Origin of the sequence: Micromonospora sp. DT44 (genome assembly GCF_049841635.1) — a bacterium.
Lineage (GTDB): Bacteria > Actinomycetota > Actinomycetes > Mycobacteriales > Micromonosporaceae > Micromonospora.
On record NZ_JBNCKS010000024.1, the window covers coordinates 1 to 19,378 of the forward strand.

General features: G+C 70.0%; 14 protein-coding genes. 8 read left to right on the forward strand and 6 right to left on the reverse strand.

Going from position 1 to position 19,378, the window contains the following annotated elements; all coding sequences use genetic code 11:
* Positions 1-158 precede the first annotated feature (158 nt).
* The 4 genes from ACLQ25_RS15750 to ACLQ25_RS15765 form a co-directional block, all read right to left on the reverse strand.
* Entirely contained in the window at positions 159-287 is a 129-nt protein-coding gene (locus ACLQ25_RS15750; protein ID WP_425731608.1) for a hypothetical protein, read from the reverse strand.
* Between the two features lie 560 nt (positions 288-847).
* Complete coding sequence (locus ACLQ25_RS15755; protein WP_425731609.1) at positions 848-2,065, reverse strand: cellulose binding domain-containing protein; 1,218 nt, start codon at positions 2,063-2,065, stop codon at positions 848-850.
* 131 nt (positions 2,066-2,196) lie between these two features.
* The gene (locus tag ACLQ25_RS15760; RefSeq protein WP_425731610.1) at positions 2,197-3,186 is read right to left on the reverse strand and encodes an acetylxylan esterase; all 990 of its coding nucleotides are present in this window, start codon (positions 3,184-3,186) and stop codon (positions 2,197-2,199) included.
* A gap of 15 nt (positions 3,187-3,201) precedes the next feature.
* The gene (locus ACLQ25_RS15765) at positions 3,202-4,242 is read right to left on the reverse strand and encodes a LacI family DNA-binding transcriptional regulator (protein WP_425731611.1); all 1,041 of its coding nucleotides are present in this window, start codon (positions 4,240-4,242) and stop codon (positions 3,202-3,204) included.
* Between the two features lie 248 nt (positions 4,243-4,490).
* On the opposite strand from ACLQ25_RS15765, the gene ACLQ25_RS15770 reads away from it, so the two are divergent.
* The 6 genes from ACLQ25_RS15770 (at position 4,491) to ACLQ25_RS15795 (ending at position 13,442) form a co-directional block, all read left to right on the forward strand.
* Entirely contained in the window at positions 4,491-6,872 is a 2,382-nt protein-coding gene (locus ACLQ25_RS15770) for a glycoside hydrolase family 3 N-terminal domain-containing protein (RefSeq protein ID WP_425731612.1), read from the forward strand.
* A gap of 9 nt (positions 6,873-6,881) precedes the next feature.
* Positions 6,882-7,874: an ABC transporter permease gene (locus tag ACLQ25_RS15775; protein WP_425731613.1), complete on the forward strand. Its 993-nt coding sequence runs from the start codon at positions 6,882-6,884 to the stop codon at positions 7,872-7,874.
* Positions 7,871-8,809 (forward strand): carbohydrate ABC transporter permease, encoded by a 939-nt coding sequence (locus ACLQ25_RS15780; protein WP_425731614.1) that lies wholly within the window; start codon positions 7,871-7,873, stop codon positions 8,807-8,809. Before ACLQ25_RS15775 ends, ACLQ25_RS15780 begins: the two co-directional genes overlap by 4 nt.
* 45 nt (positions 8,810-8,854) lie before the next feature.
* On the forward strand, positions 8,855-10,492 hold the full coding sequence (locus tag ACLQ25_RS15785) for an extracellular solute-binding protein (RefSeq protein WP_425731615.1): 1,638 nt from the start codon (positions 8,855-8,857) through the stop codon (positions 10,490-10,492).
* Between the two features lie 96 nt (positions 10,493-10,588).
* On the forward strand, positions 10,589-11,278 hold the full coding sequence (locus ACLQ25_RS15790; RefSeq protein ID WP_425731616.1) for a hypothetical protein: 690 nt from the start codon (positions 10,589-10,591) through the stop codon (positions 11,276-11,278).
* Positions 11,279-11,321: 43 nt separating this feature from the next.
* Positions 11,322-13,442 carry an alpha-glucuronidase gene (locus ACLQ25_RS15795; protein ID WP_425731617.1) on the forward strand — a complete coding sequence of 707 codons (2,121 nt, stop codon included), beginning with the start codon at positions 11,322-11,324 and terminating at the stop codon, positions 13,440-13,442.
* Between the two features lie 10 nt (positions 13,443-13,452).
* On the opposite strand, the gene manD is transcribed toward ACLQ25_RS15795, so the two are convergent.
* Positions 13,453-14,661: a D-mannonate dehydratase ManD gene (gene manD / locus ACLQ25_RS15800; protein ID WP_425731618.1), complete on the reverse strand. Its 1,209-nt coding sequence runs from the start codon at positions 14,659-14,661 to the stop codon at positions 13,453-13,455.
* A 309-nt stretch (positions 14,662-14,970) separates the two neighbouring features.
* On the opposite strand from manD, the gene ACLQ25_RS15805 reads away from it, so the two are divergent.
* A complete protein-coding gene (locus ACLQ25_RS15805) occupies positions 14,971-16,356 on the forward strand; it encodes an extracellular catalytic domain type 1 short-chain-length polyhydroxyalkanoate depolymerase (RefSeq protein ID WP_425731619.1) in 1,386 nt (461 codons plus the stop codon).
* Positions 16,357-16,391: 35 nt separating this feature from the next.
* Positions 16,392-17,786, forward strand: a complete 1,395-nt coding sequence (locus ACLQ25_RS15810; RefSeq protein WP_425731620.1) for an endo-1,4-beta-xylanase — start codon at positions 16,392-16,394, stop codon at positions 17,784-17,786.
* A gap of 150 nt (positions 17,787-17,936) precedes the next feature.
* Here ACLQ25_RS15810 and sthA read toward each other — a convergent pair whose 3' ends face one another.
* On the reverse strand, positions 17,937-19,340 hold the full coding sequence (gene sthA, locus ACLQ25_RS15815) for a Si-specific NAD(P)(+) transhydrogenase (RefSeq protein ID WP_425731621.1): 1,404 nt from the start codon (positions 19,338-19,340) through the stop codon (positions 17,937-17,939).
* Positions 19,341-19,378: the final 38 nt, after the last annotated feature.

Consider the following 19,378-nt stretch of genomic DNA (forward strand, 5'->3'; position numbering starts at 1 on the left):
AGCCGAACCACCTATCGCCACCCCTGCGCCAGCCGGCAGCAGGTAACCACCGCTCCATCAAAGCGGGGGAAACTCAGAACTGCCTCTAGGCCACACGTGTCCGGCAACCAGCCTGGCGTACCGGTGGCTGGTCCAGGATCTTGCCGGAGTCGGCTGGCTCAACGATCACCACGGTCTCCTCGATTGAAGCCGGTTAAGCGACCAGAAGTCGAGACGGTTCTGAGCACCGGCAGCTCTTCCTGATGCAAAATCGCGGTATCAGCCTCACCTTGGTTGAACTCGATCATTTACTCATCGAGCGGTTTTGGTTCTCGATCACATACGAGGAAGCAGGACTCGGGTTCAACAACCACAGCTGGTCTCGCGGACCCGTCTATCCCCATTCCAAGAGCGTCTTACTGCGAGCCTTGGAGAACAACAACGAGGGTCGCGCGGGTTCACCTGGACAACGAGGTCGGCGTCGATCATTACGCCGACGTTCCGCCGCTTGGAGCGTCGGCTCGTGGCATTCTGCGTGCGCCGACGGCTTCTGGCATCTCTCGGTTGGCGTCGGCACCTTCGCGCCGCTCCCGGAGAGGCGTCGTACTTCCGACCACTCTTCATCCAGCCACAGGCATGAGACGCTGCCGCCGCGCGGACGAGGCGCCCGGAAACCCCTCGGGCCTCGTCGGCTCGTAATGAGCCTGGCGGGGTAGTGCCATTGCCCTGTCGGTGCGCGCTTATCGACAGATCCAAAAGCCGAGCGGCGCGGCGCTCGGCTTCCGACCGTCACGCGGTCTGAGCCACCCGTACCCCGGGGGCGGCGAGAACACTCCTCGCCGCCCCCGCGTTCGGTGTCCGGTGCGGGTCAGGCGACCGTGCAGGCGGTGCCGTTGAGCGTGAAGGCGGTCGGCTTGCCGGCGTTGCCGGTGTGGGTGGCCTGGAAGCCGATGTCGACCGACGTGTTCGGTGCGATGGTGCCGTTGTAGGAGACGTTGCGGGCGGTCACCGCGCCGCTCGTCGGGGAGTAGCTGGCGTTCCAGCCGCCGGTGATGGTCTGGCCGCTCGGCAGCGTGAACGCCAGGGCCCAGCCGTTTATCGCGCTGCTGCTCGTGTTGGTGACCGAGACGGCCGCGGTGAGCCCGTTGTTCCAGGCGTTGACCGTGTACGTGACCCGGCAGCCCGCCGCCGGCGGTGGCGTGGTGGGCGGGGGAGTGGTGGGCGGCGGGGTCGTCGGCGGCGGCGTGGTGGGCGGCGGGGTCGTCGGCGGTGGCGTGGTCGGGGGTGGGGTGGTCGGTGGCGGAGTCGTGGTCGGCGGCGTGTCCCCGCCGATGCTGCCGGGAACCGCGCGCAGCGCGTCGTACCAGGCGACGGCCATCTTGCGGTAGCCCGTGGCGTTGGGGTGCACGCCGTCGGCCAGGTCGCTGAGCGTCAGCGCGCGGTACATGTCGACCAGGTGCACGCGCTTGCCGGCCGCAGCGCGGGTCTGCACGATCCCCGGGATCGCCGCGTTGTAGCCCCGTACCACGTTGTCCGCGCCGGACTTGGGGATGATCGTGGCCACGAACACGTCCGCGTTCGGTGCGGTGTTGGTGATGCGGTCGACCAGGGTGGCCAGTCGGCCCGGCGCTCCGGAGGTGTCGCCGTACATGTCGTTCGTGCCGATGTGCAGCAGCACGGTGCGCGGGTTGGTGGCGCGCAGCCAGTTCACGAAGTTCGCGTCGATCTGCGAGATGGTCCAGCCGGAGTGGCCCTCGTGGTCGTGGTCACCGAGGTTGGACGGGCCGTTGAACATCGAGCCGACGAAGTCGATCCGGTAGCCGCCGGACGCGAACCGTTGCCAGAGTTCGATCCGGTAGCCACCCGCGACGTTGAAGCCGTCGGTGATCGAGTCGCCGAGGGGCATGACGCGTACGCCGCCGTTGGACTCGGCGCTCGCGGGCGCGGTCGCCACCGGTACGGCGGCGGTCATGGCCGCGACGGCGGCCAGCGCGGCCCACCACAGCCGGGCTCGGCGGGGCCTCGGGGTCTTCGCGGGCCTGTCGGGTTTCGGGGGGACGGGTTTACCAAGGGTCACAGTGCTCATGGGACTTCCTCGGGTGGTGGAGCGACGACCAGGAACCCGGACGTCGGGATGTGCCCTTCACCCCGCCCGGACGCACCATAGCTTGTTATCGCTAACACCGGCAATGCATCGATCGCCGACCATGGGTACGGTCAGCTCGCGAGCGTCTCGGCGAGCCAGCGCAGTTGCCGCCGGACGTGCAGGGCCTCGCCACTCTCGTGACCGTTGAACGGGTACACGTGCATCTCCCGCCGTGGCGCGTCGGGCCGACCGGTCGCGGCGCCGTACTGGTTGTAGGCCGCGAAGCCGGTGCTCGGCGGGCACACGGTGTCGCGCAGGCCGATGCCGAAGTGTGCCGGCGCGGTGGCCCGCCGGGCGAAGGTCACCCCGTCGACGTAGGACAGCGTGCGCCGGACCGCGGCCTCGGCCTCCCGGTTCACCGCCAGGTACCGGGCGATCTCACCGTACGGCGAGGCGTCGCTGAGCTCGATGGCGTGCTGGACGTCGCAGAGGAACGGCGCGGTGATCAGCGCCGCCGCGAGATCGTCGACCAGGCCGGCGACGGCCAGGGCCACGCCCCCGCCCTGGCTGTTGCCGAGCAGGGCGACCTGGCCGGCGTCCACTCCGGGCAGGGCGCGCACCGCCTCGACGGCCCGGACGGCGTCCGTGATCAGACGGCGGTAGTGGTAGTCGTGCGGGTCGAGGATTCCCCAGGTCGCCGGCCAGGGCCCGCCGGGTGCGCCGTGCCGGTCGGCGGTGTCCCCGACGGCGTACAGCCCGGACTGGCCCCGGTTGTCCATCAACAGGTGCGCGTACCCGGCCGCCGGCCAGACCAGCCGCTCGTGTGGCATACCACGGCCGCGCCCGTAGCCGGCGTACTCCACCACTGCGGGCAGCGGTCCGGGTACGCCCGCCGGGCGGGTGAACCAGGCCCGTACCTCGTCTCCGCCGAAGCCGGCGAACGTGACGTCCCAGGTGTCGAGCACGCGCAGGTCGGTGGGCTCGGGACGGACGTCGACGAGTACCGGCCGGGCGGCGGCCGCGGCGAGCGTGTCGCCCCAGAACCGGTCGAAGTCCTCGGGTTCGGCGACGGTGGGGCAGTATCGCTCAAGCTCGTCGAGGCGCACAGCGGCGTCGGGCACGGGTCCTCGCAGGGGTCAGCGGGGTGGGGCGGGGGGCGCGGTGCTCTCCCGGACGACCAGCTCGGTCACCAGGTCGATCCGGCTGGTCGCCGGCTCGGTGCCGGCGGACAGGTCGAGCAGCATCTGGGTGGCGATGCCGGCCATGTCGCGCAGCGGCTGGTTGATCGTCGTGAGGGGCGGGTCCGTCCAGGTGGCGAGCGGCAGGTTGTCGTACCCGATCACCGAGAGGTCCTCGGGGACACGCAGGCCGCACCGGCGTGCGGCCCGGAGCACCCCCATCGCCTGGATGTCCGAACCGGCGAAGATCGCCGTGGGTCGGTCCGGTCGTTGCAGGAGCTGGAGGCCGTGAGTGTGCCCGGTGCCGGCGGAGAAGCTGCCGAAGCGGACCAGCTCGCGGTCGAGGGTCAACCCTGCCTCGTCGTGCGCGGACTGGAAGCCGGCGGCCCGGGCCCGGCTGCACAGCATGTCGGGTGGCCCGCTGATGACCGCGATCCGCTGGTGCCCCAGCTCGATCAGGTGCCGGGCGGCGAGCAGGCCGCCGTTGAAGTTGTTCGAGCCGACCGTGGGTACGGACGCCGAGGTCGCGCTGTCGGTGTCGATCACGACGAACGGTACGCCCTGACGCCGCAGGAGCTGCTGTTGCGCGTCGGTGAGGTGACAGAGGACGAACAGCACGCCCAGCGGACGCTGACCCAGCAGGATGTCGAGCCATCGCGCCGCCGGGCGGTGCGCGCCGCCGAGCTGGGATACGGCGAGACTGATGCCGGCGACGCTCGTCACCGCCTCGACCCCGCGCATCACCTCCATCGCCCAACCGGTGTCGAACTCGTGGAAGACGAGGTCGATCCGACGGGTGGCGGACGAGGAGCGCCGAGTGCGGCGCTGGTACTGGTGGCGGTCGAGACTCGCCTCGACCCGGGCTCTGGTGCCGGGGGAGACGTCCTCGCGGCCATTGAGGACCTTGGAGACCGTCGCGACCGACACGCCGACGTCGTGGGCGATCGTCGCGATGGTGGTGGTGGAGCCGGGTGGGCCGAGCGGGTGGTGCTCTGTCATCGCAGCCTCATACCGCATCCGAAAGTTTCGGACGACACTAACACGATCAGCCGACGATTCCCGTCGATGCAGCTGAGCGCCCTGGTAGGCATCCCACGACACATCGAAACTCTTGACAGGTCCAGGCGGCGGACTTAGGTTGCCGAAAAGGTTGCTCTGGTTTCCGGAAAGTTTCGGATTGTGGAACCGCGCACCACCAACCGGTCCCACGACGGCGCAGTTCGTGGCCGGAGCTAAGGGGTCTCGGCATGAGAAGTCAGCAGCCCGTCGACGGCGAATCGGCGTCACGCGACGCCGCACCGTGGCGCGACACCCGGCTGTCGCCGGCCGACCGGGCCGAGGCGCTGCTCGCGGTGATGTCCGTCGAGGAGAAGGTCGCCCAGCTCTTCGGGGTCTGGGTCGGCGCCGACGCGTCCGGCGAGGGTGTCGCGCCGCACCAGTCCGACATGGTCGCCAACACCCCGTCGTGGGACACGATCATCCGGTACGGGCTGGGTCAGCTCACCCGCCCGTTCGGCACCGCGCCGGTCGACCCGGTGCTCGGCGCCCGTTCGCTCGCTGCCTCCCAGGAGCAGATCGTGGCCACCAGCCGGTTCGGCATCCCGGCCCAGGTGCACGAGGAGTGCCTGACCGGGTTCGCGGCCTGGAAGGCCACCGTCTACCCGACCCCGCTGGGCTGGGGCGCCTCGTTCCACCCCGAGCTGGTCGAGGAGATGGCCGGGCGGATCGGCGCGTCGATGCGGGCCGCCGGCGTACACCAGGGCCTCGCGCCCGTCCTCGACGTCACCCGCGACTACCGCTGGGGCCGCACGGAGGAGACCATCGGGGAGGACCCGTACCTGGTGGGAACGACAGGTGCGGCGTACGTGCGGGGCCTGGAGAACGCCGGCCTGGTGGCCACCCTCAAGCACTTCGCCGGCTACTCCGCCTCCCGGGGCGGACGCAACCTCGCCCCGGTGTCGATGGGCCGCCGTGAACTGGCCGACCACATCCTGCCGCCGTTCGAGATGGCCCTGCGGCTCGGCGGCGCCCGTTCGGTGATGAACTCCTACGCCGAGATCGACGGCATGCCCGCCGCTGCCGACGAAGACCTGCTGACCGGGCTGCTGCGTGACGAGTGGGGCTTCACCGGCATCGTGGTCGCCGACTACTTCGCCGTACGGTTCCTCGAGACCCTGCACGGTGTCGCCGCTGGTGCCGTCGACGCCGCCCGCCTCGCCCTGCGCGCCGGCATCGACGTGGAACTGCCCACCGTGGACGCCTTCGGCGACGCGCTGGTCCAGGCGGTGCACGCCGGCGAGGTCGACGCGGCGCTGATCGACCGGGCGGTGCGCCGGGTGCTCCTCCAGAAGATCGACATCGGCCTGCTCGACGAGGAGTGGCGGGCCCTGCCCGACGACGTCGCGGCCCTGCGCCTCGACGACGAGGCCAGCCGGGACGTCGCCGTACGCCTGGCCCGCGAGTCCGTCGTGCTGGTGCGCAACACCGGCGTGCTGCCGCTGCCCGTCGCGACCCGGGTCGCCCTGGTGGGTCCGCTCGCCGACGACCCGATGGCGATGCTCGGCTGCTACACCTTCCCCAACCACGTCGGCGTCAACCACCCCGACCACGGCCTCGGGGTGGAGATCCCTACGCTGCGCGACGAGTTGGCCCGCCGCGTCCCGCTGCTGGTCCACGAGCCGGGCTGCGCCGTCACCGGCGAGGACGCGTCCGGCATCCCGGCGGCGGTCACCGCGGCGACCAACGCGGACGTGTGCGTGCTCGCCGTCGGGGACCGGGCGGGGATGTTCGGCCGGGGCACCTCCGGCGAGGGCTGCGACGCCGCCGACCTGCGGCTGCCCGGCGTGCAGGCGGACCTGGTCCGGGCCGTTCTCGCCACCGGCACCCCGGTGGTGCTGGTGCTGCTGACCGGTCGCCCGTACGCGCTCGGCCCGGAGTTCGACACGGCGGCGGCCGTGGTGCAGGCGTTCTTCCCCGGCCAACTCGGCGGGCAGGCGCTCGCGGAGGTGCTCACCGGCGCGGTGAACCCGTCCGGGCGGCTGCCGGTCAGCGTGCCCCGTCACGCGGGTGGGCTGCCGGGCACCTACCTGTCGCCACCGCTCGGGCGACGCAACAAGGTGTCCTCGATCGACCCGACCCCGGCGTACCCGTTCGGCCACGGCCTGAGCTACACCACCTTCGAGTGGTCCGACGCCGTGGTCGTGGGCGGGGTTCACGATGAACCGACCCCCTGGCCGGTGGACGCCGAGGTCCAGGTGCGGATCACCGTCGGGAACACCGGTGACCGGGCCGGCACCGAGGTGGTGCAGCTCTACCTGCATGACCCGGTGGCGCAGACCACCCGCCCGGTGCACCGGCTGGTCGGCTTCGCCCGGGTGTCGCTGGAGGCCGGAGCGCGGGCGCACGTCACCTTCGGCGTACCGGCCGACGTCACGTCGTTCACCGGTCGCTCCGGCCGGCGAGTGGTCGAGCCCGGCGCGGTCGAGCTGCGGTTCGGGCGCTCCAGCGCGGAGATCGAGGACGCCCTGACGCTGCGGCTCACCGGTGCCGAGCGCGAGGTCGGGCACCAGCGGGACCTACTCACGTCGGTGCGGATCGAGCCGCTCGTGGCCGTTCCGCACTCCGCATAGGAGGCGAGGATGACATCCGAGACGTTGCGGCCCCCGCCGCCGGCGCCACCCGGCGACGTGGTGGAGGCCACCGTCCCCGCCCCGCGCGCACCCCGTCGGCGTCGCACCTGGCGACAGGCGGTGCGCCGGGACTGGCAGCTCTACTCGCTGGCCGTCCTACCGCTGATGTTCTTCCTGGTCTTCCGGTACCTCCCGATGATCGGCAACATCATCGCGTTCCGCCGGTTCAAGCCGGGCGGGAGCATCTTCGGTGAGTACTGGGTCGGGCTGCGCTACTTCCGGATGTTCCTCGCCGACCCGACGTTCTGGGACGTCTTCACCAACACGCTGGTGCTCGGGGCGCTGACCCTGCTGTTCTGCTTCCCGCTGCCGATCATCCTCGCGCTGCTGCTCAACGAGGTACGCGCCCGGCGGCTGCGGCGGTTCGTGCAGTCCGTGTCCTACCTGCCGCACTTCCTGTCGATCGTGATCGTCGCGGCGATGGTCATGCAGCTGACCTCCGTCGACGGGACCGTCAACCAACTCGTGCAGGCCACCGGCGGCGGGGCGGTGCCGTTCCTGCAACGCGCCGAGTGGTTCCGGACGATCTACGTGTCGTCCGAGGTCTGGCAGACGGTCGGCTGGGGCACGATCCTCTACCTCGCCGCGCTCACCACCGTCGACGACGACCTGTACGAGGCGGCCCGGATCGACGGGGCCAACCGCTGGCGGCAGACCTGGCACGTCACGCTCCCGGGCATCCGACCCACCATGGTCACGTTGCTGATCCTCAACATCGGCACGTTCATGGCGGTCGGGTTCGAGAAGATCCTGCTGCTCTACAACCCGCTGACCTACCCGACCGCCGACGTGCTCTCGACGTACCTGTTCCGGATGGGCTTCGGGTCCAGCAACTTCAGCTACGCCGCCGCCATCGGGCTGTTCGAGGCGGTCATCGGGCTCACGCTGGTCCTGACGGCGAACCTGATCGCCCGGCGCACGGTGGGGACGAGCCTGTGGTGACCGTCGACGCCACCGACACGGCCCGCGCCGACGACCTGCCCGCCCGCGTCCGGCCCCGCGGTATCCGGCCCACCCGGGGCTACCGCGTGTTCCAGGCGTGCAACGCGGTCGTGCTCACCATCGTGGTGGTGGTGACCCTGTTTCCGTTCGTCAACGTCCTGGCCCGCTCGCTCAGCGACGAGGGGTACATCATCGCCGGCCAGGTCAACCTCGTGCCGCGCGGATTCAACCTGGACACCTACCGGCTCGTGCTGCACGACTCGCTGTTCTGGACGAACTACCGCAACACCGTCTTCTACACGGTTGTCGCCACGACCATCTCGATCGTGCTGACCATCTGCTACGCCTACGTGCTGTCCAAGAAGCACCTCCGGGGGCGTACGGCACTGATCGGCATCGCGGTCTTCACCATGTTCTTCACCGGCGGCCTGATCCCCAACTACGTGCTCGTCACCAGCCTGGGCATGAAGAACAGCGTCTGGGCCATCGCGGTGCCCAACGCGATCAACGTGTTCAACCTGCTGGTGATGAAGGCGTTCTTCGAGTCGCTCCCCACCGACCTGGAGGAGGCCGCGGCCGTCGACGGGCTCAACACGTACGGCATCCTGCTGCGCATCGTGCTGCCCCTGTCGAAGGCGATCGTCGCCACGATGGTGCTGTTCTACGCCGTGGCCTTCTGGAACTCCTGGTTCGCCGCCTTCCTCTACATGGACCAGCAGGAGTTGTGGCCGGTGACCGTGTATCTGCGCAACCTGATCGCCGGGGCCACCGGCGCGGAGAACGTCGGCGCGATCGCCGAGGCCGACGAGGTGCAGGCCGACGCGACGCTCAAGTCCGTGACGATCGTGCTCACGACCCTGCCCATCCTCCTGGTCTACCCCTTCGTCCAGCGGTACTTCGTCCGCGGCGTGATGCTCGGCGCCGTGAAGGGCTAACCAGCACGTCCACCCTTTTCCTCCACCGAACCCGAAAGGACCGCCATGCTCCACCGATCGTGGCGCCGCGTCGCGACAGCGGTAGCCGTGCTGCTCACGGCGACCAGCATCGCCGCCTGCAGTGATGACCCGTCCGACGCCAAGGACCTGTCGGAGAACAAAGCCGGTGCGATGGCCGACTACGGCATCGGCAAGCAGTTCAAGGCGAGCGAGCCGGTCTCCTTCTCGATCCTGTACAACAACCACCCGAACTATCCGCTGCGCGAGGACTGGCTCTTCTGGTCGGAGCTGAAGTCCCGCGCCAACGTCACCCTCACCCCGGTCGCCGTGCCGCTGAGCGACTACGAGCAGAAGCGCAGCCTGTTGATCGGCGCCGGTGACGCTCCGATGATCATCCCGAAGACCTACCCGGGGCAGGAGGACGCGTACGTCTCGTCGGGGGCGATCCTGCCGGTCAGCGACTACCTGGACCTGATGCCGAACCTGCAGGACAAGATCTCGAAGTGGAACCTGAAGCCCGAGATCGACACCCGACGTCAGGAGGACGGCAAGTTCTACCTGCTGCCCGGCCTGCACGAGAAGCCCTGGCACGACTACTCGCTGGCGATCCGCACCGACATCCTCGACGAGCTGAAGCTCAGCCCCCCGAAGACCTGGGACGAGCTGTACACGGTGCTTAAGGCCATGAAGGCCAAGTACCCGGACGTTTACCCGTTCTCGGACCGGTGGAGCAAGCCCAACCCGGCCGGCAACCTGCTCAACCTCCTGGCCGTGTCGTACGGACTCCAGGGCGCGGGCTGGAACTTCCAGCACACGAGCTGGGACGCCGACACCAAGAAGTTCGTCTACACCGGTGCGAGCGACAAGTACAAGCAGATGCTCCAGTACCTCAACAAGCTGGTGAAGGAGAAGCTGCTCGACCCGGAGAGCTTCACCCAGACCGACGATCAGGCCCGGCAGAAGCTCGCCAACAGCAAGTCCTTCGTGATCAGCGCCAACGCGCAGGCCGTGGTGAACGACTACCGCCCGGACCTGGCGAAGACCAACCCCAAGGCCAAGATCACCAAGATTCCGCTGCCGATCGGGCCGGCCGGTGAGATCAACCCGGCCAGCCGGCTGGAGAACGGCGTGATGATCTCCTCGAAGGCCCGCGACAGCAAGAACTTCGTGGCGATGATGCAGTTCATCGACTGGCTCTGGTACTCCGACGCCGGCCAGGAGTTCGCCAAGTGGGGCGTCGAGGGCAAGACCTTCGTCCGGGACGGCGGCATGCCCAAGCTCGCGCCCGACGTCAACGTCATCGGGCTCAACCCCAATGCCCCCAAGCACCTGCAGAAGGACTTCGGCTTCTACAACGGGGTCTTCGCGTACGGCGGAAAGCCGGAACTGGTGCAGGGCTTCTTCGCCCCGGAGGAGCAGGAGTTCCAGAAGGTCATGAACGCGCGGACGCCGGTCGCGGTGCCCCCGCCGCACCCGTTGAACGACGAGGAACGGGAACAGGCGTCCCTGTGGGAGACGCCGCTGAAGGACGCCGTCTACCAGGCGACCCTGCAGTTCGCGCTGGGCCAGCGGGACCTCGCCCAGTGGGACGCCTACCTGGCCGAGCTGAAGGGTAAGAACATGGACTCCTACCTGGACATGGTCAACAAGGCGTACGACCGCTACCAGAAGGACCATCGCTGAGGTGTCGGCCGGTCCGGGGAAACGCCCGGAACGGCCGACCACGGCGGCTCGCGCGACCGGCGCGGGCCGCCGGCCCGATCCGGGAGGAGGACGACGGTGAACGACGCGGCCCAGGCCGGGCGACAGATCGGCGACGGACCCCTGTCCCGGATCGCGTCCCGCGTCTACATCCTGCTCGTGGTCGAGGCGCTGCTGCTCGTCACCACGGTGCCCGCCCTGCTCCCGCTGCTGCTGCTCGACCGCGACCCCAGCAACCTGCCGCTGGTCGCGCTGCTGCTGACGCCGGTCGGACCGGCGGCCTCCGCCGCCCTCTACGCCCTGCGCCACCAGCGACCCGACCTGACCGACCTGCGGCCCGCCGCGCTGTTCTGGCGGGGCTACCGCGGCAACGTCGGGGGCGCACTGCGGGTCTGGACGCCGACGCTGCTGTGGTTGACGGTGCTCGCGCTGAACCTCGCCTACCGCGACGCGATCGGCCTACCGAGCTGGTGGGTGGTCCCGCTGATCGCGGTCGCGGTCGGGGTGACCCTCTGCGCGCTCAACGCGCTGGTGATCACCTCGCTGTTCGAGTTCCGCACCCGTGACGTCCTGCGCCTGGCCGTGCACTTCCTCGTCCGTACCCCCGGTGTCACCGCCGGCAACGTCCTGCTGCTCGCGGCGGCGGCCGGGATCACCGCGGTCTTCTCCGAGGCGGTACCGGCGCTGCTCGCCTCGGTCCTGGCCCTCGGAATTCTCCGCGTCGCCGACCCGATGGTCCACCTGATCCGGAAGGAGTTCACCGCATGAGCCGCTCCACGACCGCTGAGGTGATCGTCACGCGGGGGGTCGCGTGAACGCCGACCTGGAGGATCCGGTGTTCGTGGCGGAGCCGCACGACGTCGAGGATCCGCGCGTACACCCCGCCTGGCTGCCACCGGAGGCGTTCCGGACCCTCGGCGCACGGCGCGTCCTCGTACACGGCGACGGGCTGCTCGTCGACACCGTTCTCGACGAGGTGACGCGCGCCTGCACGCGCTATGGCGGGCGGGTCTGGCACTCCCCGTCCTGGGACGTCGACGTCGACCTGGTGCTCACCCTGCGCGGGGCGCCCGAGCTGCCCAGCTCGGCGGTGCGGGCGGCCCGCGCGGCGGGGGAGGCGGCGCTCGCCGACCTCGGCGAGACACTCGGCGACGAGGGTTTCCTGCTGGCCCGCAGCGGTGAGACGACGGCGGTGCTGGCCGACGCGCCCGCCGGCCTCCTCTACGGGCTGTTCCACGTCGTACGGCTCTGTGCGGCGGCCTTCGACCCGGCCCGCCCACCCGAGCTGCACCGGCCCGCGCTGCGCCGCCGCATGCTCAACCACTGGGACAACGTGGCCGTGCACCCGGTGATGGGCCAGGTCGAACGGGGGTACGCGGGCGGCTCGATCTTCTGGGCCGGTGGCCGTCCGCGCGGGGACCTGACCCGGACCCGGGAGTACGGGCGGCTGCTGGCGGCCAGCGGGATCAACGCCATCTCGGTGAACAACGTCAACGTGGGTCGTGCCGAGGCGCTGCTGCTCACCGACCGGCTCGGTGACGTGGCCCAGATCGCGTACGCGCTGCGCCCGTACGGCATCCGGGTGCACCTGTCGGTCACCTTCGCCGCGCCGCTGGTCCTCGGCGGACTGCCCACCGCCGACCCGTTCGACGAGGAGGTGCGCGCCTGGTGGGCGGCCACCACCCGGCGCGTCTACGAGCGAATCGACGACTTCGGCGGCTACCTGGTGAAGGCCGACTCCGAGGGGCAACCCGGCCCGTTCAGCTACGGGCGGGACCACGCCGACGGTGCGAACCTGCTCGCCGAGGCCCTCGCCCCTTACGGGGGAGTGGTGCACTGGCGGGCGTTCGTCTACAACCACCACCAGGACTGGCGGGACCGGTCCACCGACCGCGCTCGGGCCGCGTACGACCACTTCGCTCCACTCGACGGACGGTTCCGTACCAATGTGGTCCTGCAGGTGAAGTTCGGTCCGGTGGACTTCCAGACGCGCGAGCCGGTCTCGCCGGTGCTCGCCGCCATGCCGGCCACCCGGGTCGCGGTGGAGGTGCAGGTCACCCAGGAGTACACGGGACAGCAGCGACACATCTGCCACCTCGGCCCGTGCTGGGGCGAGGTGCTCAGCTTCGCGCCGTGGGGCCCCGGTGGGCGCACCATCGCCGACGTGGTCACCGGCGAGGCCGGCAAGGGCGGCGGCCTGGTCGCCGTCGCCAACACCGGCGACGACCCCTTCTGGACCGGGCATCCGCTGGCACAGGCCAACCTCTACACGGTCGGCCGGCTCGCCTGGGACCCGCGGCTCGACCCGACGGCGGTCCTCGACGAGTGGATGACCCTGACGTTCCCACCGTCGGCGACGGCCGACCCGGAGCTGGTCCGGCGGACACTGCACGAGATCATGGACGACTCGTGGCGTACCTACGAGCGGTACACCGCCCCGCTGGGCGTCGGCTTCATGGTCCACCCCGGCGACCACTACGGCCCCGACGTCGACGGGTACGAGTACTCGCGGTGGGGCACCTACCACTTCGCCGACCGCGACGGCGTGGGCGTGGACCGCAGCCGCGCCTCGGGCACCGGCTTCGCCGGCCAGTACCCGCCGTACTGGGCCGACGTGTACGAGTCGCCGCAGACCTGCCCGGACGAGCTGCTGCTGTTCTTCCACCACGTGCCGTACGACCACGTCCTGCACAGTGGGTCGACGGTCATCCAGCACATCTACGACACCCACTTCGCGGGCGTCGAGGAGGTGGCGGTGATGCGACGCCGGTGGCAGACCCTGAACGGGATGATCGACCCGGCCGTGTACGAGCGGGTGGCCGAGCGCCTCGATGAGCAGGTCCGCAGCGCCACCGAGTGGCGGGATCAGATCAACACGTACTTCTTCCGCAAGTCCGGGGTGCCCGACGCGCGGGGGCGGCGCATCTACTGACCGGGGCGGATCACCAGGGGTGCACGGTCCCGTCCTCCAGCCGGTTGACCGGCAGGTACGCGGGCGCGTACGGGTAGCGGGCCGCCGCCTCCTCGTCGATGTCGACGCCCAACCCGGGCGTCTCGGCGGGGTGCAGGTAGCCGTCGGCGAAGTGGTACCCGTGCGGGAACACCTCGTCAGTCTGCGCGGTGTGCCGCATGTACTCCTGCAGGCCGAAGTTGGGGATCGAGATGTCGAGCTGCAGCGCGGCGGCCATGCAGACGGGCGACAGGTCGGTGGCGCCGTGTGAGCCGCTCCGGACGTGGTGCAGCGCGGCAAGGTCGAAGATGCGCCGCAGGTGGGTGATCCCGCCGGCATGCACCACCGTGGCCCGGACGTAGTCGATGAGCTGCTCGCGGATGAGCTGAGCCGCGTCGAAGACGGTGTTGAAGACCTCGCCGACCGCGATCGGCGTGGTGGTGTGCTGCCGGATCAGCCGGAAGCCCTCCTGCAGGTCGGCGGGGACCGGATCCTCCATCCAGGTCAGCGCGTACGGCTCCAGGCTGCGGCCGAGCCGGGCCGCCTCGATGGGGGTGAGCCGGTGGTGCACGTCGTGCAGCAGCCGCAGGTCGGGGCCGAACTCGTCGCGGACCCGCGCGAACACGCCCGGCACGTGTGACAGGTAGCGCTGCGTCGACCAGGTCGCCTCGCTGGGCAGGGCCGCGTCGGCCGGCTCGTAGAAGAACTTGTCGGCGCTGACCCCGTACGTCTTGGGCAGGCCCGGCACACCGCACTGCACGCGTACGGCCCGGTAGCCGAGGTCGACGTAGCGGGCGACCTCGACCAGCACCTCCTCGACGGTCTCGCCGTTGGCGTGGCCGTACACGGTGACGCCCTCGCGGGACCGGCCGCCGAGCAGCTGGTAGACCGGCAGGCCCGCCACCTTGCCCTTGATGTCCCACAGGGCGGTGTCCACCGCGGCGATCGCGCTCATGGTGACCGGGCCGCGCCGCCAGTACGCGCCCTGGTACAGGTACTGCCAGGTGTCCTCGATCCGGGCCGGGTCCCGGCCGATCAGCAGCGGCGCCACGTGGTCGCGCAGGTACGACGCGACGGCCAGCTCCCGACCGTTGAGGGTGGCGTCCCCGACTCCGGTGACGCCCTCGTCGGTGACGATCTTGAGGGTGACGAAGTTGCGGCCCGGACAGGTCACGATGACCCGGGCGTCGACGATCTTCACTCGATCTCCTTCGTGCCCGCGGGAGTCGGGTGAGGACGCTCGCAGGGGGGTGCACGCGAGGACGGTCTGGTTATCGGGAACATGCCGATAATAGCCCGCCGCCGGCCGGTGGCGAACGGCCCCGCCGCCCCTGGCACGTGCGCAGGTGACCGCGCAATTCCTTGCGCCGAAAGGTTTCCGGAAGCCTTGACAATCGAGCGACCTCGATTGAAGCTGACATCGGTCACGCGAGCCGCGGTCACGGTCGGGCGAAGGGCAGTCCTCGACTAACCCCCTTCCATGCGCCATTCTCCCGAGGAATCGCGAACCATGACACTGAAGACAAGGCTGCTCGGCGTCCTCACCGCGGTCGCGACGGTCGCCGCCGCCGCGCTGGCGTTCGCCACGCCCGCGTCCGCCGCGACGCTCACGCAGGTGACCGGCTTCGGCAACAACCCCACAAACCTCCAGATGCACCTGTACGTCCCGGACCGGGTGGCATCCCGCCCGGGGATCCTGCTCGCCCTGCACTACTGCACCGGCACCGGCCCCGCCTTCTACTCCGGCACGCAGTACGCCTCCCTCGCCGACCGGTACGGCTTCATCGTCATCTACCCGTCGGCGACCCGCAGCAGCAAGTGCTGGGACGTGGCCTCGCCGCAGGCGTTGCGCCGAGGCGGGGGCAGCGACCCGGTCGGGCTCATCTCGATGATCGACTACGTCAAGCAGCGGTACTCCGCCGACGCGGACCGCGTCTTCGCCACCGGCACCTCGTCGGGCGCGATGATGACCAACGTCATGCTCGGTGACTACCCGGACGTGTTCGCGGCCGGCGCGTCCTTCGCCGGGGTGCCGTTCGCCTGTTTCGCCACCGGGGGCACCTCGGAGTGGAACAGCCAGTGCGCGAACGGGCAGTCCATCAAGACCGCCCAGCAGTGGGGGGACCTGGTCCGCGGGGCGTACCCCGGCTACAGCGGCCGGCGGCCGCGGATGCAGATCTGGCACGGCACGAGCGACGACACCCTGCGCTACCCGAACCTCGGTGAGCAGGTCAAGCAGTGGACCAACGTGCACGGTCTGAGCCAGACCCCGACGTACACCGACTCCCCGCAGTCGGGTTACACCCGCACCCGGTACGGCAGCAGCGGCCCGATGGCCCCGGTCGAGGCGATCAGCATGCAGGGCGTCACGCACAACATCCCCGTCGACGCCGCGCAGGTGATCCGCTTCTTCGGCCTCGACGGCACCGCCCCGCCGACGACGCCGCCGCCGACCACGCCGCCCCCGACGACGCCTCCGCCGACGACGCCGCCCCCGACGACGCCGCCCCCGACGACCCCGCCGCCCACCACGCCTCCTCCGACCACTCCGCCGCCCACCACGCCGCCGCCCAGCGCGGGCGCCTGCGCGGTCACCTACACGGTCAACGCCTGGAACAACGGGCTCACCGCGAGCGTACGGATCACCAACACCGGCGCCACGGCCGTGAACGGGTGGGCGCTGACCTTCACGCTGCCCGGCGGCCAGACCATCACCGGCGGCTGGAACGCCGCCTACTCGCCGACCAGCGGCGCGGTGACGGCTCGCAACGTCTCCTACAACGGCACCATCGCCCCGAACACGTCGGTCGAAATCGGCTTCCAGGCCACCCACACCGGCGACGCCGGCAAGCCCACGGCCTTCGCCCTCAACGGGGCCACCTGCTCGGTCTCCTGACCCACGCCGCACCCCACCCACAAGGAGTCGCACGAATGCGAAACGCGAGATGGAGAGCGGCGTCGAGAGCCGCCGTCGCGCTGGCCGGGGCGGGCGCGCTCGCCGCCGGCATGACGCTGGTCCTGACGGCGCCCGCCGCCGCCGGGACCACGCTCGGCGCGTCCGCCGCCGAGAAGGGCCGCTACTTTGGTACGGCAGTGGCCGGTTTCAAGCTCTCGGACAGCACGTACACCACGATTTTGAACCGTGAGTTCAACATGGTGACGGCCGAGAACGAGATGAAGATCGACGCCACCGAGCCGCAGCAGAACCGTTTCAGCTACGGCTCGGCCGAGCAGATCGTCAACCACGCCCGCAGCCGCGGCATGCAGGTACGCGGTCACACGCTGGCCTGGCACGCCCAGCAGCCGAGTTGGATGCAGGGCATGAGCGGAAGCGCCCTGCGGCAGGCGATCCTGAACCACGTGACGCAGGTGGCCACGCACTTCCGGGGGCAGCTCTACTCCTGGGACGTGGTGAACGAGGCGTTCGCCGACGGCAACTCCGGCGGCCGGCGCGACTCGAACCTGCAGCGCACCGGCAACGACTGGATCGAGGCGGCGTTCCGAGCCGCGCGGGCCGCGGACCCGGGAGCGAAGCTCTGCTACAACGACTACAACATCGACAACTGGACCTGGGCCAAGACGCAGGGCGTCTACAACATGGTCCGCGACTTCAAGTCCCGTGGCGTGCCGATCGACTGCGTCGGCTTCCAGTCGCACTTCAACAGCGACTCCCCGTACGTCAGCAACTACCGCACCACGCTGTCGAGCTTCGCGGCGCTGGGTGTGGACGTGCAGATCACCGAGCTGGACATCCAGGGCGCTCCGGCGAACACGTACCGCAGCGTGGTCGAGGACTGCCTCGCGGTGGCCCGCTGCAACGGCATCACCGTGTGGGGCATCCGGGACAGCGACTCGTGGCGGTCCTCGCAGACGCCGCTGCTGTTCAACAACAGCGGCCAGAAGAAGCCCGCGTACGACGCCGTGCTCGCCGCGCTGAACAGCGGCACCACCCCGACGACCCCGCCGCCCACCACCCCGCCGCCGACGACTCCACCACCCACGACTCCGCCGCCCACCACGCCTCCGCCGGGACAGGGTGACTGCTCCGCCTCCGTGACGGTGAACCAGTGGAACGGCGGCTTCGTGGCGAACGTCCGGGTGACCGCCGGCTCCTCGGCCCTCAACGGGTGGACCGTGACGATCGACCTGCCTTCCGGCGCGACCGTCACCAACGCCTGGAGCGCCACCAACAGCGGTAGCACCGGCACGACGACCTGGAGGAACGTCTCCTACAACGGTCAGGTCGGCGCCGGACAGTCCACCGAGTTCGGCTTCCAGGGCACCGGCAACGCCGGCACCCTCAGCCCAACCTGCGCGCCAGCCTAACCCCAAACCCCCACCCCGGTACCACCCCCGCTCCACCCTCGTGATCAAGAGGTTTGCGTCACCCGCCCCGGCGTGTCGTGACGCAAACCTCTTGATCAACGGGGCCGTGGGGTGGGCCCGGGGTGGGGGGACCGGGGTGGGTGGGGTGGGTTAGCCGTCGATTCGGGTTATGTTGCGGATCTTGTTTGACGCGTCCAGCGCGGCTACCTTGTACGCCTCGGCCAGGGTCGGGTAGTTGAACACCGCGTCGATCAGATAGTCGATCGTGCCGCCGCAGCCCATCACCGCCTGACCGATGTGGACGATCTCGGTGGCGGCGGTGCCGAACACGTGCACCCCGAGCAGGCGGCCATCCTCGGGGGAGACGAGCAGCTTCAACATCCCGTACGAGTCACCGACGATCTGACCCCGGGCCAGCTCCCGGTAGCGGGCGATGCCCACCTCGAACGGCGTCGCCGCGTCGGTCAGCTGGGCCTCGGTCTGGCCGACGAAACTGATCTCCGGGATGGTGTAGATGCCGATGGGTTGCAGGCCGTGCATCTCCCGGATCGGTTCGCCGCAGGCGTGCTGGGCGGCCAGCCGACCCTGCTCCATGGAGGTGGAGGCCAGCGCCGGGAAGCCGATCACGTCACCCACCGCGTAGATGTGCTCGACCGACGTGCGGTAGTTGGCGTCGACGGCGATCCGGCCGCGTCGGTCCGCCGTCAGCCCGGCCGCCTCCAACGCCAGGTCGTCGGTCTGCCCCTGTCGACCCGCCGAGTACATGACGGTGTCCGCGACGATCTTCTTGCCGCTCTTGAGGATGCACAGCGCCGCCGTCTGGTGCTTCTCCACCGCGGCGACCTCCTCGCCGAAGCGGAACGCCACCGACAGGTCGCGCAGGTGGTACTTGAGCGACTCGACGATCTCCTCGTCGCAGAAGTCGAGCATCTGCTCGCGGCGTTCGACGACGGTCACCTTTGTGCCGAGGGCGGCGAACATCGACGCGTACTCCATGCCGATCACGCCGGCGCCGACCACGACCATGCTGCGCGGTACGGCCTGGAGGTTGATGACTCCATCGGAGTCCACGATGGTCCGCTCGTCGAAGTCGACACTGTCCGGGCGGGCCGGGCGGGTGCCGGCCGCGATGACGGCCTTGTCGAAGGTCACCTTCGAGTCGCGCCCGGCGCCCGCGTCGACCCAGATCGAGTGGGCATCCGCGAAGCGGCCGGTACCGGTGATCATCGCGACCCGGTTGCGGGCGAGTTGGTTGCGGATGACGTCGGTCTGGCGTGTGATGACGTGCTGGGTGCGGGCGGCCAGGTCGCTGACCGTGATCTCCTCCTTGACCCGGTAGCTGCTGCCGTACAGGTCGCGCTGGCTCAGGCCGGTCAGGTAGAGCACGGCCTCGCGCAGCGTCTTGGACGGGACGGTGCCGGTGTTGATGCACACCCCACCGAGCATGTCGCGGCGGTCCACGATGGCAACCCGCCGGCCGAGCTTGGCGGCGGCGATCGCGGCCTTCTGACCGCTGGGTCCGGAGCCCAGCACCAACAGGTCGTAGTCATACACGATCGTTAGCGTCGCAAGATGTCGCCGTCGACACCAGA

Bases quoted from the DNA above. Each gene is read 5' to 3' on its own strand.
- ACLQ25_RS15750 (WP_425731608.1), bottom strand. From the start codon at position 287: ATGATCGAGTTCAACCAAGGTGAGGCTGATACCGCGATTTTGCATCAG.
- ACLQ25_RS15755 (WP_425731609.1), bottom strand. From the start codon at position 2,065: ATGAGCACTGTGACCCTTGGTAAACCCGTCCCCCCGAAACCCGACAGG.
- ACLQ25_RS15765 (WP_425731611.1), bottom strand. From the start codon at position 4,242: ATGACAGAGCACCACCCGCTCGGCCCACCCGGCTCCACCACCACCATC.
- ACLQ25_RS15770 (WP_425731612.1), top strand. From the start codon at position 4,491: ATGAGAAGTCAGCAGCCCGTCGACGGCGAATCGGCGTCACGCGACGCC.
- ACLQ25_RS15775 (WP_425731613.1), top strand. From the start codon at position 6,882: ATGACATCCGAGACGTTGCGGCCCCCGCCGCCGGCGCCACCCGGCGAC.
- ACLQ25_RS15785 (WP_425731615.1), top strand. From the start codon at position 8,855: ATGCTCCACCGATCGTGGCGCCGCGTCGCGACAGCGGTAGCCGTGCTG.
- ACLQ25_RS15805 (WP_425731619.1), top strand. From the start codon at position 14,971: ATGACACTGAAGACAAGGCTGCTCGGCGTCCTCACCGCGGTCGCGACG.
- ACLQ25_RS15810 (WP_425731620.1), top strand. From the start codon at position 16,392: ATGCGAAACGCGAGATGGAGAGCGGCGTCGAGAGCCGCCGTCGCGCTG.